The following is a 13,840-nucleotide window of genomic DNA, read 5'->3' on the forward strand; positions in this document are numbered from 1 at the left end:
TCACGTTCAGAGGAGATCGGCGTCGCGCACCTTCATGGCGACCTGGACACGGTTGTCGGCCCCCAGCTTGGCGAAGATCCGGGTGATGTTCGCCTTCACCGTCGCGACGCTCATGTAGAGACGTTCGGCGATCTCGGCGTTCGAGCCGCCCCGGGCCACCTCGATCGCGACCTCGCGCTCGCGTTCGGTGAGCTTGGCCAGCTCCCGCCGCGCCTCCGCGCGCCGCGGTTCGTGCCTGCCGGTGGCAGCCGCGATCACCTGGTGTGTGACACTCGGCGACAGCACCGGCTCCCCCTTCGCCACGGCGCGGACCGCCTCGATCATCTTCGGTGGCGGCGTGTCCTTCAGCAGAAAGCCGTCGGCGCCGAGCCGCAGGGCCCGGAGCACCATGTCGTCGGCGTCGAAGGTGGTGAGCACGAGGATCCGGGGCGGGGTCGGCCGGGCCAGCAGCAGCTCGGTGGTGGTCAGCCCGTCCTGGTTGGGCATCCGGATGTCCATCAGCACGACATCGGGCCGCAGGTCACGGATCACGCCCATGGCCTGCAGGCCATCCCCGGCCTCGCCGACGAGCTCCAGGTCGGGCCCGCCACCGAGAATGAGACGCAGCCCGGTCCGTACCATCGGGTCGTCATCCACGATCACCAGTCGGATCACAGTGTCAAGCCTCCCATGGCAGCCGAACGTCGAGGACGAAGCGTCCGTTCTGGACGGCATGGCTGATGGTGCCACCGGCCATCCGGGTCCGTTCGGCCAGGCCGATCAGCCCCAGCCTCCCGCCGGGGCCGGCGGACGTCCCGGCCGGCGCCGGGTTGCTCACCCGAATTCGCAGACCGTCACCCGGCCGCCCGCCTAGCTCGGCCGTCACCCGGCTGCCCGGCGCGTGCTTGCGCGCATTGGTGAGGGCCTCCTGCACGATCCGGTACGCGTGCCGGCCGGTCTGCGTCGGCAGCAGTTCCCGGTCGTCGATGGTGTCGTCCACCTCGACCTGCTGGCCGGCGGCGCGCACCTCGTCGAACAGGGCGTCCACGTGGGCCAAATTCGGCTGCGGGGCCTCCAGGGCGCCGTCGGACCGGAGCGTGCCGAGCACGCCGCGTAGCTCGTTCAGCGACTGGTGCGCGTTCTCCTGGATGGCCAACGCGGTCTCGCGGGTCTCCTCGGCAGTGAGGTCGGTCCGGTACGCCAGGCCGCCGGCGAGCATCGACAGCAGGGAGATACGGTGCGCCAGGACGTCATGCATCTCCTGGGCGATCTTGGCCCGTTCCGCCAGCTTGGCCTGCTCGATCCGCTGCAGTTGCTCGCGCCCCGCGGCCAGTGCCGCCTCTCGCTGTGAGACGGCCAGGTCACGGCGCCCGCGCAGGTACAGGCCGAAGACGGCCAGCCCGCCGAGGACGACGGTTCCGGTCACCACGGAGACGACGGTCGCCTGGTTGACGCCGTTCCAGCTGGAACGTGCCACCAAACACAGCCAGGACACGACCATGACCGGGATGAACTGGCGCCACCGACGATGCGTTCCCAGGGACACGTACGCGACCTGGGCGGGGCCGGTCGCCGTGGTGGAGAAAACGGTCAGCAGAGCAGTCGCCAGCGCGGTCTGCCACGGCCGGCGACGCCGCCAGCGGATCAGGACCAGCCCGATCACGCCGAGCCCCACATCGGCCAGTGCCCATGCGAGCCGGTCACGGTCCTGGGAGACGACCACGGCCAGGATGACGCCGTAGAACAGCATCGGCAGCACGGCGCACAGGTAGCGCAGCGCGATGCCCAGCTGATTCTCCGTACGGCCATCCACAGCCCACAGCTTAGGGAGCGGCGGGCCGATGCCTTAGCGACCTGGGTCGATACCCAGATCGCCACAGGTCGAGAACCGGGGAGAGGGATCTGGCCCCGCGTCCGGTCGCCTTCGACCTGGGTTCGATGGCCTGTGGCCGCACATCCGGTGGACTGGATCCGTGATCGAATTCAGCCACGTCAGCAAGGTCTACAGAGGTGTCAAGGCACTCGACGACGTGTCCTTCACCGTCGGAGCGGGAAGCATCACCGGCTTCCTCGGGCCCAACGGCGCCGGAAAGTCGACGGCCATGCGCATCCTGGTCGGGCTCTCCCGCGCCACCTCGGGCGCGGCCACCGTGCTGGGCCGGCCGTACACCGAGCTGGACTGCCCGGGTTCCCAGGTCGGCACGCTGCTCGACGCCGGCGCCCAGCATCCCGGCCGCACCGGGCGGGAGATCCTGACCCTGGGCGCGATGACGCTCGGCCTGCCGAGGTCGCGGGTCGACGAGGTCCTCGACCTGGTCGGGCTGACCGGCCGGGAGAGCCGGCGGACTGCCGGCGGCTACTCGCTCGGCATGAGGCAACGTCTCGGCATCGGTCACGCGCTCCTCGGCCGGCCCAGGGTGCTCATCCTGGACGAGCCCGCCAACGGTCTCGACCCCCAGGGCATCCAGTGGATGCGCGGGTTGCTCCGTGGCCTCTCCGGCTCGGGTTGCTCAGTGCTGCTCAGCTCGCACCTGCTGCACGAGGTGGAGCAGGTCGCCGACCACATCGTGATGATCGGCCGCGGCCACGTCCTCGCCCAGGGCACCGTCGGCGAGCTCAGCCGGGGCCGGAGCCTCGAACAGACCTTCCTCGAACTGACCGCGAACGCCGACCGGAGCCCCGAATGACCTCCTCCCGGAAAGACTCGATGAACGGCACCAGGACGGACGACGCCAGGAGTGTCGGCTCGAAGACCCGGGCACCGATCCCGTTCCGCCGGCTGCTGTCGGTCGAGACCCGCAAGCTCTTCGACACCCGCAGCAGCAAGATCATGACCGTGAGCCTGGCCACCCTGGTGATCGCGTCCATCATCGGTCGCGGCGTCGTCTCCGGTCCGGAGCTGCACACCTTGATCGGAACCGCCGGAATCGGACTCGGGACCTTGCTCCCCGTGCTCGGCATCCTTACGGTGACCGGCGAATGGAGCCACCGCACCGCCCTGACCACCTTCGTGCTCGAACCCCGGCGCCGGCGGGTGCTGGCCGCCAAGTGCCTGCCGCCGTTGATCACGGCCGTGACCGCCTCCCTGTTCGCGATGCTGGTCGCGGTGCCGGCGACGGCTGTCATCGCCGGTGTTCAGAACGTCCCGGCCGGCTGGGGGGTCGCGCCCCTCGCCCTGCTCGGCTGGACCGGGACGAACGTTCTCGTGGTCGCGATGGGGCTCGCCGTGGGCATGCTGCTGCTGAACGCGCCGGCCGCGATCGTGATCTGCCTGTCGACCCCGATCCTGTGGGCCGTGGTCGGCAGGCTCGGTGCCGTCGGCGAGGTCCTGACCGAGTGGTTCGACCTGAACACCACCGTCACTCCCCTGACGGCCGGCGACATGACCGGCGACGACGCCGCCCGGCTGGCCGTGTCGACGATCTTCTGGATCGTCATCCCGATGACGGCCGGCGCGGTGCGCGTGATCCACAGGGAGGTGAACTGACCCGGGGCTGGGTGATCAGCCCGGCTCCGGCCCGGCCCTCCTTCGCCTGCCCACCGGCTTCCGAGGTCGGCGGGCCCGGACGCTCGTGCACCATGAGGCCGAGCCGTTCGGCCTTCACCCAGGCGAGGATCTCGTCACGGTCCATGTCCGACCCTCCTTGTTCTCCAGCCCTCAGGTGTCGGCCGGACCTGCCGTCGTGACCGCGCTCAGCCTGCGCCGCAGGTGGGCACGTTCGGGTTCGGTGCCGGCCAGGTCGAGCGCCTCCCGGTAGGCCGCCGCTGCCTCCGGGAACGAGTAGCCGGCCGTGTTCCTCACGGAACATCGACTCCACGGACGACCTGGCACCGGCGGCCCGCTCGTCCATCGGGGTCAGACCTCGAACTCGGCGACCGGCCGCACGCAGAACTCCTCTCATCACCGGAATGTTCCGAGAGACGCCCCTGACCTGGGCAAACGATCTACCTGGCGACTCGGCGCGGGAATCCGAACCGTCCGTCAACGACGGGACAACGCAAAGTTACGAATCCAGGATGGCGACAGGCCCCGGACGGCGCATTGCAGTTAGCGGGTATGCCGGGACTGCCGTTGGCACCGGGCCCGAATGGATGCTGCCGGCGCAGACAACGGGCGGCGGGCGCGGCATCGTAGAAGGCGAAAGCAGCTCACTGGACCGGACCGCCGGCGATGACCGTCAAGCCGGAGCCGGTGTCCTTCGAAAACCCCTGTGATCGTCAAGGATCGAGGTAACGGTCATGTGTCAGCACAAGCCTCCGTGCCCGCCCGCGAACGCCCCTGATCACGACGCGGCCCGCCTCGTGTCGTTCCATCCGGAACAGGGATGGGGGCTGCTCTGCAACGGCGTGGTGCTGTTCGAGGACAGCGGCGAGCTTCTGCCCGACGGGCGCAGCATCCCCGCTCACCGGGATTCCTATGCGCAGGCGGCCTGAACTCGCGTGCCGCCGGTGTCCCGCGGCGCCTGGCCGGTCGGCTTCCCCGGCCCTGCCGGGGAACGGCTGCCCGGGGGGATGGCACCGGCTACGGCGGCTCCTTCGTGGACTCGGCGAGCCCGTGGCCCGAGCCGTCCGCGCGACGCGCGCCCGGCGGGCCTCATGGACGCTGTCGCCCGACATCTCGTCGACGCCCGTGGCGCGGCATCTCGTCCGCGCCCAGCTCACCGACTGGGGATACGACGGGGAGAGCGACATCGCCGAACTGCTCGTCAGCGAGCTGGTCACCAATGCCCTGCTCCATGGACAGGGGGTACCGGTCATCACCCTTTCCTTCCGGGAGGGCACGCTGCGCTGCGAGGTCGAGGACGAGAGTCCGGCCCTGCTCCAGGTGCGCGAGGAACCCGACAACGACGAGAACGGCCGCGGGTTGCTCCTCGTCGACATGCTGTCCCGTTCCTGGGGCACCGGCCGCACGCGCACGGGAAGGCCCGGAAAGGCCGTCTGGTTCGAGTTGCCCGCCCATCCGGCGTACCAGGCTTCTTGACCGGCCATCCGCGATGATCCTCGGCGGAGGCCGGGAGCCCGACCGATAGCGGTCACTCGCGCGGGCGAGGTCATCCCAGTGATCGACAAGTCGTCCTTCAGGATCGGACCCTAACCTCGCTCCTGGGTTCCGCGCCTGACGCGACAGGCACTGGGCCCGGGCATACGAGCGACGATGAGGAGCTAGATCTTGACGACGTCCGGAAGCAGGCGGGCGATGGTCCTCAGCATGACCCGGCTGTTCTCGATCCTGCAGCTTCGCGCCCCGCTTGTGGGACTCCTCGGCGTCACGGTGATGATGGTCGTGGGTATGCGGTTTGGGTTTCGTGACTGGGACCAGGGCCCCGGCGCTGCCTGGCTTGTCTCCCTCGGCATACCGGCCGCGGCGTTGCTGGTGGCTTTGTCCATCTTCGCGGTGGCGCTACAGCCGCAGACGCAGTTGCGGGACATGAACCGGATGCTGACCGGCCAGAGTTGGGCGCACTGGCACTACGACGAGGCCGACTGGAAGGCCGCGAACTATATCGAGGGTCGCCGCGAACGGGAACAACGGAACCCGTACACCGTCCCGTTGTGCGCGGCGGCGGTCGGTCTGGTGATGGTGGCCGCCGGAGCCGCCGCAGGCGCGCACGGGGTCATCGTCATCGGTGTAACGATCGCCTTCGTAGCGCTCCTGTACCTCGCGGCCGTGGGAACCGCCCTGCTGAGTCACGGCACCCTGATGGCGCGCGGCCGCCCACGGGGCGAGGTCTACATCAGCTCGCTCGGCGTCTACCGTCGGCCGGGCGGCTATGCGGCACTGCATGCGTTCGGCTTCAGGCTGCGCGAGGTGGATTTCGTCGACGCCACCAACGAGACCCCCGCATACTTGCGGTTCACCGTGAGGGCGAAGGGCGAACTGTGGCCGCTCACTGACGTCGTGGTGCCTCCCGGGCGAGAGGAGGAGGCGCGGGCGCTGGTCCAGCGGTTCCAGACCGAGGTGCTCACGTCGCGCTGAAACGGCGGCCTTCTCCCGAACGTCGGCGGGCCGAGCGGCGCGCGCGTGCCCGAAGTCGGCAATCACGGCAGGGGAGTGATCCAGGCCGACCACGTCGTAGCCGAGCGCTGCCGACCGCAACGCCCGGGTGCCCTGGCGGCAGCCCGCACACACGGCCGGCCCCGAAAGGGAAGCATTCTGGCACCGTTCGGCAACTGTTTGCACTGTTATATTCAAAAGCAAACAGTTGGAGGTTGAGCCATGTGCATCCCCATCCCCTCCGCGTCCCCCTACCACCCCGATCACGCCGCGCCAGGCAGGGTCCGCCGTCTGATCCTGACGGCCGCCGGCCCGCTACTCCTGCTGATCGTGCCCATGACCCTGGTCACCCTGTACGGGGAGCGCCTTCCCGACCGCGTTCACATCCAGAACTGGGCCGTCGACACCGGCCACGAACCCACCTGGCAGGGTTGGGTCTCACAACCTCTCTGGGGGGTGATGGTGTGGTTCGAAGCGCTGCTCATCGTCTCGTTCCTGCGCCACTGGCGCCTACCTCAGGTCCAGCGGGCCCTGGTGGCCGGGAGCTTCCTCATCGGCGTGGCCGCTCCGGTGTCCGGCGCGCTGTGGCTGCTGATGCTGCTCGACGCCCCGGGTGCCGTGGCCCGGCCCGCCTGGCTCCTGACGGTGGAGATCGCCGCCGCCGCGGGGGCGCTCGCCCTGGGCTGGGCTGCGGCGGGTCCGCTGCCGCCGTCGCCCGAGACCACCGCCGTACCGCCGCCGCATGCGCCCACCATGACGCTCGGCCCGTGGCAGCGTGCCATGTTCGTGACCTCCGCCTGGTCGGCGCGGAGACTGCTGGTCGCCACGGTGCTGGCCGCGGTCACCGCATGGACCGTGTCCGAGGGCTCCGGTGCGTGGCAGGGTACGACGGTGCTGGCGCTGTGGACGGTCTTTGAAATGGCACAGGCGCGTACCCGTCTGCAGATCGACGGCTCGGGGGTCACGGTGAGGGTCCCCTGGCTACCCGCCCTACGCCGGACGGTACCGTACCCGAGAATACGATTCGCTGAGGCCAGGAGCGAAGCTCCCGCCGGGCGGTACAGGCTGGACGACAGCGATGCGGGCTGGGGTGTCGTCGGCGGGAAGGGGCCGGTGCTCGTCCTGTCGTTGAGTGACGGCCGGCGGTTCGTCTACTCCACGCGCGAAGCGAAGACGGCGGCCGCGCTGGTCAACGGATGGTTGAGCAGACAGCGACAGGTGGAGACGACGTAGTGCTGATCACAGTTGACCCCTCATCGGCACAGTCGCTCGCCGACCAGGTGGCGGCCTCCGTACGCGCCGCGCTGGCCAATGGCACGGCGGCCCCCGGAGACCGGCTCCCTTCGGCGCGCAACGTGGCCACCACCCTCGGCATCAACCTGCACACCGTGCTACGGGGCTACCAGCAGTTGCGCGACGAGGGACTGGTGGAACTACGTCGTGGCCGAGCGGCTGTCATCACCGACACGGCCGACCGGTTCCGCCTCCGACTCGCCGCGGCGGCCGAGGAGTTCGCCAGGGTCGCTCTGCACACCGGAGCCTCCGAGGAGGAAGCACTCGTCGCAGCCCGGAAGGCGTTGCTCGCCATGCGAGCCTGAGCGGCAGCCTCCCGCCCCGACGCCTCGCACCGCGGCACGGTCGCAGCCGACGATGTCCTCCGATGTCCTCCCCGCATGACGAGTCCCAGAGTTCAACCGGCGGCTATCCACCGGTCAGATCCACGGCAATCTTCGTCGGGCACGCTCGAACACGTGACCCACATCCTGAAAGCCGCGCTGTCGGTCGGCACAGTCGCCGCCGCCCTGCTCGCCGCCTCCCCCGCGGCGGCCTTTCCCGCCGTTGGGCATCGGGGCGATCCCGCGGTCGTGACGACGGACAACGAGACGCCCGCCCTTTATGACGACGAAGAGGGAGGCAACGCCTCCGGTGACGACCCCGCCATCTGGGTCCACCCGAAGGACTCCCACAGGTCGATCGTGATCGTGACCGCCAAGGAGGGGGGCCTGCGCGTCTACGACATGAGATCCCGGGAACTCCAGTCGCTGGCCGCGACCGAGGCCCCGCGGGCCGACACGGCCACAGGCCGGTACAACAACGTCGACATCGCCTACGACATCACGCTCGCCGGCCGTGTGGTCGACGTCGCGGTCGTCTCGGACCGCTACAACGACCAGCTCCGGTTCTTCGTCATCGACCCGGCCGGCGCCGCGGCGCGTACGCCGCTGACCGAGGTCACCGCGGCTGATCAGCGGTTCCTGTTCAACCCTGACCGTAAAGCCGTCGACGAGGAGCACACGGCGTACGGACTCGCCGTCTGGCAGCCGAAGCGCGGTGAGACGTATGCCGTCGTCACCCAGGAAGGTGCCACGACCCTCGCGACCGCGCGCATCGTCGAGGTCGACGGCAGGCTCGGCTACACGAGCGTCAGGAAGCTGACGATGCCGAGCACCTTCAAGCTGCCGGACGGTTCGACCTGGTCCCCGTGCGAGGAGCCGGGCGTACTGCCGCAGTTCGAGGGTGTCGCGGTGGACCAGAAGTCGGGCGTTCTCTATGCCGCGCAGGAGGATGTCGGCCTGTGGCGGCTGCGGCTGCCGCTCGGCTCGGGCGGGCAGCCGACGCTCATCGACAAGGTCACCGACTTCGGCGTCCACGACGCCTACGACGAGGAGTCCGAAGAGTGCCGGCCGATCGACCCGAAGGCCAAGGGATTCGGCGGCAACCGGCTGACCGCTGACGCCGAGGGCGTCGACGTCTACTACGGCCCGGGCTCGACCGGATACGTCATCGTGTCGAGCCAGGGAGACGACACGTTCGCGGTCTACGACCGGCAGGGCAAGAACGCTCCGGTGGGCGGCTTCCGGGTCAAGGGCGCCAAGGGGGCCGACGACGTCAACGGCTCTGACGGGCTTGCCGTGACGAACCGTCCTGTCGGTGACTACCGCCGGGGCCTGCTGGTCACGCACGACGAGCCCGAGACCGGGCCCGACGTCGACGACGAACGTGACGCCACGAACTTCTCCTACGTCTCGTGGGGTGAGATCGCCGACGCCCTGTCGCTCAAGGTGACCACGAAGGCCGGAAACGACCCGCGGTTCCGCTGAGGCGGACCGCCACAGACCGATCGCGTGAATCAGGGACGCTCTCGGCTGACAAGGATCTCAATCGGAACGCCTCGGGGCATGGTCCTCCGAGGCGTTTCCGTTTTTCCGCTCGGTCGATCCCCGGTAGCCCCGGAAGCGGCACCTCAGGCGAAGCCCGCCGCCGCGTGGGCCTGGAAGCCCTCGCTGAGCCGTCTCCGCGTCCCCGCCGGCGACACCGTCTCCGTGGATGTGCCCCCTGCCGCCGTATGCGGCGAACGAGAGGAACGCAACCGTTCGGCCCGCGCACTCGAAGACAAGGTCAGGAAGAGCCCGGCGCGGCTCGCAACACGCCGAGTTCCCCGTTCATAGCGTCGAGAAAGGCTGCCACGGTGCGCAACTCCTCCGGGCTGAAACGCCGCAGGGCGTTGTCCGTGCTACGGCCGAGCGGGCCGAAGAAGGCCGCGGCGAACTCCCTCGCCGCGTCGAGGTAGTGCAGGTGGACCACCCGCCTGTCGTACACATCGCGAACCCGGCGAATGTGCCCGGCCCGCTCCAGCCGGTCGAGGCACGCGGTGACGGCACCCGACGTGAGGTTCAACTCCTCCCGCAGCCGCCCCGGAGTGATCGGCGACGGAGCGTCGAAGATCTTGATGAGTGCCTGGACATCGGTGATGTGCAGGCCGTGCTCGTGGGCGAACTCGTGGGCGACCCGGTTGAACTCGGCGTTCATCCTGCGCATTCGCACCGCGAAGGACTGCAGGTCGATGCCTACCTCACGATCGCCGTTCATACCGCCATGCTACATTAATTCAACGATTGAGTATCTTGATAGTTGAGCTACATAGCATCACGGAAAGGTGATCTTCATGGCACGGCAACCGATCCGCTGGCTTGTTCCGGCACTGCTGGTGCTGGTCTGGCTGGCCGTCGGCGGGGGGCTGGGGCCGTTCGCCGGCAAACTCACAGAGGTGTCCACCAACGACCAGGCTTCGTTCCTACCGCAGAGCGCGGAGTCCACACGCGTACTGGAGGTGCAGGAAGGATTCCGCCAGGGTGAGACGCAGCCACTCATCGTGGTGTGGACCGCGGGCGGGAAGAAGATCACTCCCGAGCAGAGCGCAGCGGCGACTCGGGCGCTCGCCTCGCTGCGCGGCACGGAGGGCGTCGTCGGAACCCCCACTCCCGCCATCGGATCGAAGGACGGCCAGGCCCTGCAGGGCGTGATCCAGTTCAGTCCCGACCTTGAAGGCCCGCTCGGGGAGATCCTGGACCGGACCGGTTCGGCGGTGGCGGTCGACGGCCTGCGGGCTCAGCTCGCGGGACCGTTGGCCACCCGAGCCGACCTGTCCGGCGCTTTCGCCGGGATCGACGGCCTGCTTCTCGGGGTGGCGCTGATCACCGTGTTGATCATTCTGCTGGTGGTGTACCGAAGCGTGCTGCTGCCTCTCATCATCGTCACGGGCTCGGTCTTCGCGCTGGGCCTGGCATGCGCGGTGGTGTACTTCCTGGCCGACCGCGACATCGTCCGGGTCGACGGCCAGGTGCAGGGCATCCTGTTCATCCTGGTCATCGGCGCGGCCACCGACTACGCGTTGTTGCTGACCGCCCGATTCCAGGAGGAACTGGCCGCGACCGGCGACCGCTTCGCCGCAGGCCGGGTCGCGCTGCGGCGCTCGTTCGAGCCGATCGTCGCCAGTGCCGCCACGGTGGCCCTGGCCCTGCTCGCGCTGCTGCTCAGCAACCTGACCAACAACCGCGCGCTCGGCCCGGTGGGTGCCATCGGCATCGTGTGCGCCGCCCTCAGCGCGCTCACCTTCCTGCCCGCGGCTCTCGTCCTGCTGGGCCGCGCCGCCATGTGGCCGGCGAAGCCGCGGCCGGCCAACGCCGAGGCCCGCGGGATCTGGGGCCGGGTGGCCGCCCTGGTCGACCGCCATCCGCGCCGGCTCTGGATCGCGACCATCCTGCCTCTCATCGCCCTCGCCCTCTTCGCGCCGCAACTGAACGCCAGAGGCGTGCCGCTGGACGAGACCTTCGTGAACGACACACCGTCGGTGGCGGCACAGGCGGCGCTGAGCGAGCACTTCCCCGGAGGCTCGGGGCAGCCCGCGGTCATCGTCACCCCCGCCGAGCGTGCCTCGGCCGTGGAGAAGGCGGCCGACGGCGTCGAGGGCGTGTCCGACGCCGCGGCGGTGACCCAGAGCGGGCGACCGGGCGACACCACCAAGATCGTCGATGGACTCGCGCTGGTGGAGGCGACGTTGAGCGACGCGCCGGACAGCGAAGCCGCCCAGAACACGGTCAAGCGACTGCGCGCCGCACTCGCCTCCGAGAACGGCGTCATGGTCGGCGGGTACAGTGCCCAGCAGTACGACACGACGGAGACCGCGAAGAACGACACGCTGCTCATCGTCCCGGTCGTCCTGGCGATCATCCTGCTCATCCTGATCGTCCTGCTGCGCTCGCTGGTGGCGCCCGTGCTCCTGGTCGTCACCGTGGCGCTGAACTTCCTGGCCACCCTCGGCGTCTCCACGCTGGTCTTCACGCACGTGTTCGGATTCACCGGCAGTGACGCGTCCGTGCCGCTGTACGGCTTCGTCTTCCTGGTCGCGCTGGGGGTGGACTACAACATCTTCCTCATGTCCAGGGTGCGCGAGGAAACCGCGCACCACGGGGCGGAGAAGGGGGTGCTGCGCGGGCTGGTCACCACCGGCGGGGTGATCACCTCGGCGGGCGTCGTGCTCGCCGCCACCTTCGCCGCGCTGGTGGTGATCCCCCTCGCCTTCCTCGTGCAGATCGCCTTCATCGTCGCCTTCGGCGTCCTGCTCGACACCCTGGTGGTGCGGTCTCTGCTGGTCCCGGCGCTGGTACGGGACCTGGGCCCGCGGGCTTGGTGGCCCAGCCGCCTGGGCCGTACCGAGGTACGGCAGGAGTCCCGGGAACTGACCGGGGCGTCAAGGTGACACCCGGCCTGGGCGGCGGCGATCCCCTCGTCTCGTGAGTCGGCGGTAGCGGCCGAGGGCGGCGGCGGCCAAGGAGCCGCAGCCCTCGGCCCGGCGTTCGTGGCGGCGGCACAGGCGGGGCGGCCGGGATCTGGTCTGCGGCCCGGCCTCGGGTTACCCTGATCGCACTGTGCTCTGAGCTTCAACGTGTCCGAATCCCATCCGCGCTGGAGAGCGTGTGCCCGTCTCTAGGAGCCCGTGGCGGGCGCCGGTCGCCCTGGCGTACGCGACCTTTGTGCTGGCCGGGTTGAACGCCGGTGTGGGCGGAGTGCTGCTGCCCGCGCTGATCGGCGACTACGGCGTCGACATGACGACGATCGGTATCACCTTCTTCGTGTCCTCCGCCGGGTTCATGCTCGCCGGATCCGCTACGGGCCCGCTGCTTGAGCGCCTCGGTACGCGCCTGGCCCTCGCCATCGGCGGCGGCCTGTACGTGATGGCCACGCTGTACATGGCAAGCCGCCCGCCGTTCGTGGCCTTCCTGGCAGTGCAGCTGATGGCCGGCTACGGCATCGGCGTGCTGGAGTCGGTGCTCAACGCCTACCTCACAGAGCTGCCCTCGGCCACGACGCTGCTCAACCGCCTGCACGCGTTCTTTGGTGTCGGCGCGCTTCTCGGCCCGTTGACGGCCGCCTGGATGCTGACCTTCCTGCAGTGGACGGCCGTGTGGCTGGTGCTGGCGGTGACGTGCCTTCCGCTGGTGGCCGGCTTCCTGATGGCCTATCCCAGGCGCACCCCCGCGGGTGACGGTGCGGCCGAGCATCCCGTGCCGGCGGGGCCTCCGTACCCAGACGCCTTGCCGCCTCCAGCAGACCCCGAGGGCTCCGAACCGGAGCGGGGCGGCCTGCTGACCGCCGTCATGCGCTCGCCCGCGGTGGCACTGGCCTCGGGGTTTCTCGCCGTGTACGTCGGTCTGGAGATCAGTGTAGGCAACTGGGGGTTCACCTTCCTGGTCGAGGAGCACGCGCAGACCGGCCTGACCGCCGGGTACATCTCCAGCGGTTACTGGCTCGGGCTGACCCTGGGCCGGTTCCTGATCAGTCCGGTCGCCACCAGGATGGGACTGACCGCGGTCGGCATGACCTACGCCTGCCTGGCCGGCGTGACGGCGAGCGCGGTCCTCACCTGGGCGGCACCGGGGGCGGCCGTGGCCACCGCCGGTTTCCTCCTGCTCGGCTTCTTTCTCGGGCCCGTCTTCCCGACGGCCATGGCGGTGGTGCCTGACCTGACCACGGCCCGGCTGGTGCCGACTGCCATCGGCATCATGAACGGGATATCGGTCATCGGCGGCGCGGTGCTCCCCTGGCTGACCGGCGCCATCGGACAGAGCGCCGGGATCTGGACCCTGATGCCCTCCGCCGTGCTCCTCGCCCTGCTGCAGTTCGCCCTTTGGCGGATGATCGTCGCCCGGATGACCGCAGAGAGACCCGACTCTGTCATATAAAGCATCCTTTTCACATACCGCAGAAGTTGTACTCGACATACCGCAATAAGCGCAGAAAAGATCAATTTTGTGCGGTATTAGAGGGTGGCCATCCGGCCGGATAGGATCGCATCGATCTTAAACCCCGGCACGGATCATGCCCGTAGCGTATGTGCGCCGTGGGCACCCACAGAAAGGTCGATGCGCGCAGTCAGCGTGATCGAGCCGAGTAAAGACCGGTTCTGAGTGACGGCACCGCTGCCCTGAATCAATTCGCAGCAGTCACCCGGTCCCCATCAAGCCGAGCGGTTCATTTATTTCATCAAGCCAGGAGAACACATGCAATTACGTCATGCTGCTCTGT

At 69.1% G+C, this 13,840-nt stretch carries 14 protein-coding genes; 10 read left to right on the forward strand and 4 right to left on the reverse strand.

The window, feature by feature from the left end; all coding sequences use genetic code 11:
* Positions 1–6 precede the first annotated feature (6 nt).
* Together AB0J58_RS10290 and AB0J58_RS10295 are read right to left on the reverse strand one after the other, a co-directional pair.
* The gene (locus AB0J58_RS10290; protein ID WP_364212940.1) at positions 7–654 is read right to left on the reverse strand and encodes a response regulator transcription factor; all 648 of its coding nucleotides are present in this window, start codon (positions 652–654) and stop codon (positions 7–9) included.
* 4 nt (positions 655–658) lie between these two features.
* Complete coding sequence (locus AB0J58_RS10295; protein ID WP_364212943.1) at positions 659–1,792, reverse strand: histidine kinase; 1,134 nt, start codon at positions 1,790–1,792, stop codon at positions 659–661.
* Positions 1,793–1,952: 160 nt separating this feature from the next.
* On the opposite strand from AB0J58_RS10295, the gene AB0J58_RS10300 reads away from it, so the two are divergent.
* The gene (locus AB0J58_RS10300) at positions 1,953–2,666 is read left to right on the forward strand and encodes an ATP-binding cassette domain-containing protein (RefSeq protein ID WP_364212946.1); all 714 of its coding nucleotides are present in this window, start codon (positions 1,953–1,955) and stop codon (positions 2,664–2,666) included.
* Positions 2,663–3,466 carry a hypothetical protein gene (locus AB0J58_RS10305; protein WP_364212949.1) on the forward strand — a complete coding sequence of 268 codons (804 nt, stop codon included), beginning with the start codon at positions 2,663–2,665 and terminating at the stop codon, positions 3,464–3,466. Before AB0J58_RS10300 ends, AB0J58_RS10305 begins: the two co-directional genes overlap by 4 nt.
* Before the next feature lie 171 nt (positions 3,467–3,637).
* On the opposite strand, the gene AB0J58_RS10310 is transcribed toward AB0J58_RS10305, so the two are convergent.
* On the reverse strand, positions 3,638–3,781 hold the full coding sequence (locus AB0J58_RS10310; RefSeq protein ID WP_364212952.1) for a hypothetical protein: 144 nt from the start codon (positions 3,779–3,781) through the stop codon (positions 3,638–3,640).
* Between the two features lie 437 nt (positions 3,782–4,218).
* Between AB0J58_RS10310 and AB0J58_RS10315 the strand changes: the two genes are divergently transcribed.
* The 6 genes from AB0J58_RS10315 to AB0J58_RS10340 all read left to right on the forward strand — a co-directional run bounded on the left by AB0J58_RS10315 (position 4,219) and on the right by AB0J58_RS10340 (position 9,075).
* Complete coding sequence (locus AB0J58_RS10315) at positions 4,219–4,413, forward strand: DUF5999 family protein (RefSeq protein ID WP_350927781.1); 195 nt, start codon at positions 4,219–4,221, stop codon at positions 4,411–4,413.
* A gap of 121 nt (positions 4,414–4,534) precedes the next feature.
* Positions 4,535–4,960: an ATP-binding protein gene (locus AB0J58_RS10320; RefSeq protein WP_364212955.1), complete on the forward strand. Its 426-nt coding sequence runs from the start codon at positions 4,535–4,537 to the stop codon at positions 4,958–4,960.
* Positions 4,961–5,188: 228 nt separating this feature from the next.
* Positions 5,189–5,956, forward strand: coding sequence for a hypothetical protein (locus AB0J58_RS10325; protein ID WP_364212958.1), 768 nt, complete (start codon positions 5,189–5,191; stop codon positions 5,954–5,956).
* Between the two features lie 240 nt (positions 5,957–6,196).
* The gene (locus AB0J58_RS10330; protein WP_364212961.1) at positions 6,197–7,207 is read left to right on the forward strand and encodes a hypothetical protein; all 1,011 of its coding nucleotides are present in this window, start codon (positions 6,197–6,199) and stop codon (positions 7,205–7,207) included.
* Positions 7,207–7,572 (forward strand): GntR family transcriptional regulator, encoded by a 366-nt coding sequence (locus AB0J58_RS10335; protein WP_355630729.1) that lies wholly within the window; start codon positions 7,207–7,209, stop codon positions 7,570–7,572. Before AB0J58_RS10330 ends, AB0J58_RS10335 begins: the two co-directional genes overlap by 1 nt.
* Positions 7,573–7,725: 153 nt before the next feature.
* Positions 7,726–9,075 carry a phytase gene (locus AB0J58_RS10340; protein ID WP_364212965.1) on the forward strand — a complete coding sequence of 450 codons (1,350 nt, stop codon included), beginning with the start codon at positions 7,726–7,728 and terminating at the stop codon, positions 9,073–9,075.
* Between the two features lie 298 nt (positions 9,076–9,373).
* Here AB0J58_RS10340 and AB0J58_RS10345 read toward each other — a convergent pair whose 3' ends face one another.
* Entirely contained in the window at positions 9,374–9,844 is a 471-nt protein-coding gene (locus tag AB0J58_RS10345; protein WP_364212968.1) for a MarR family winged helix-turn-helix transcriptional regulator, read from the reverse strand.
* A gap of 76 nt (positions 9,845–9,920) precedes the next feature.
* On the opposite strand from AB0J58_RS10345, the gene AB0J58_RS10350 reads away from it, so the two are divergent.
* Both AB0J58_RS10350 and AB0J58_RS10355 read left to right on the forward strand, forming a co-directional pair.
* Entirely contained in the window at positions 9,921–12,014 is a 2,094-nt protein-coding gene (locus AB0J58_RS10350) for an MMPL family transporter (RefSeq protein ID WP_364212971.1), read from the forward strand.
* Between the two features lie 217 nt (positions 12,015–12,231).
* The gene (locus AB0J58_RS10355; RefSeq protein WP_364212974.1) at positions 12,232–13,497 is read left to right on the forward strand and encodes an MFS transporter; all 1,266 of its coding nucleotides are present in this window, start codon (positions 12,232–12,234) and stop codon (positions 13,495–13,497) included.
* Positions 13,498–13,840: the final 343 nt, after the last annotated feature.

Origin of the sequence: Streptosporangium sp. NPDC049644 (genome assembly GCF_040675205.1) — a bacterium.
GTDB classification, from domain to species: domain Bacteria; phylum Actinomycetota; class Actinomycetes; order Streptosporangiales; family Streptosporangiaceae; genus Streptosporangium; species Streptosporangium fukuiense.

Coding starts and splice junctions, on each gene's coding strand:
- AB0J58_RS10345 (WP_364212968.1), bottom strand. CDS start 9,844: ATGAACGGCGATCGTGAGGTAGGCATCGACCTGCAGTCCTTCGCGGTG.
- AB0J58_RS10325 (WP_364212958.1), top strand. CDS start 5,189: ATGACCCGGCTGTTCTCGATCCTGCAGCTTCGCGCCCCGCTTGTGGGA.
- AB0J58_RS10315 (WP_350927781.1), top strand. CDS start 4,219: ATGTGTCAGCACAAGCCTCCGTGCCCGCCCGCGAACGCCCCTGATCAC.
- AB0J58_RS10350 (WP_364212971.1), top strand. CDS start 9,921: ATGGCACGGCAACCGATCCGCTGGCTTGTTCCGGCACTGCTGGTGCTG.
- AB0J58_RS10330 (WP_364212961.1), top strand. CDS start 6,197: ATGTGCATCCCCATCCCCTCCGCGTCCCCCTACCACCCCGATCACGCC.
- AB0J58_RS10305 (WP_364212949.1), top strand. CDS start 2,663: ATGACCTCCTCCCGGAAAGACTCGATGAACGGCACCAGGACGGACGAC.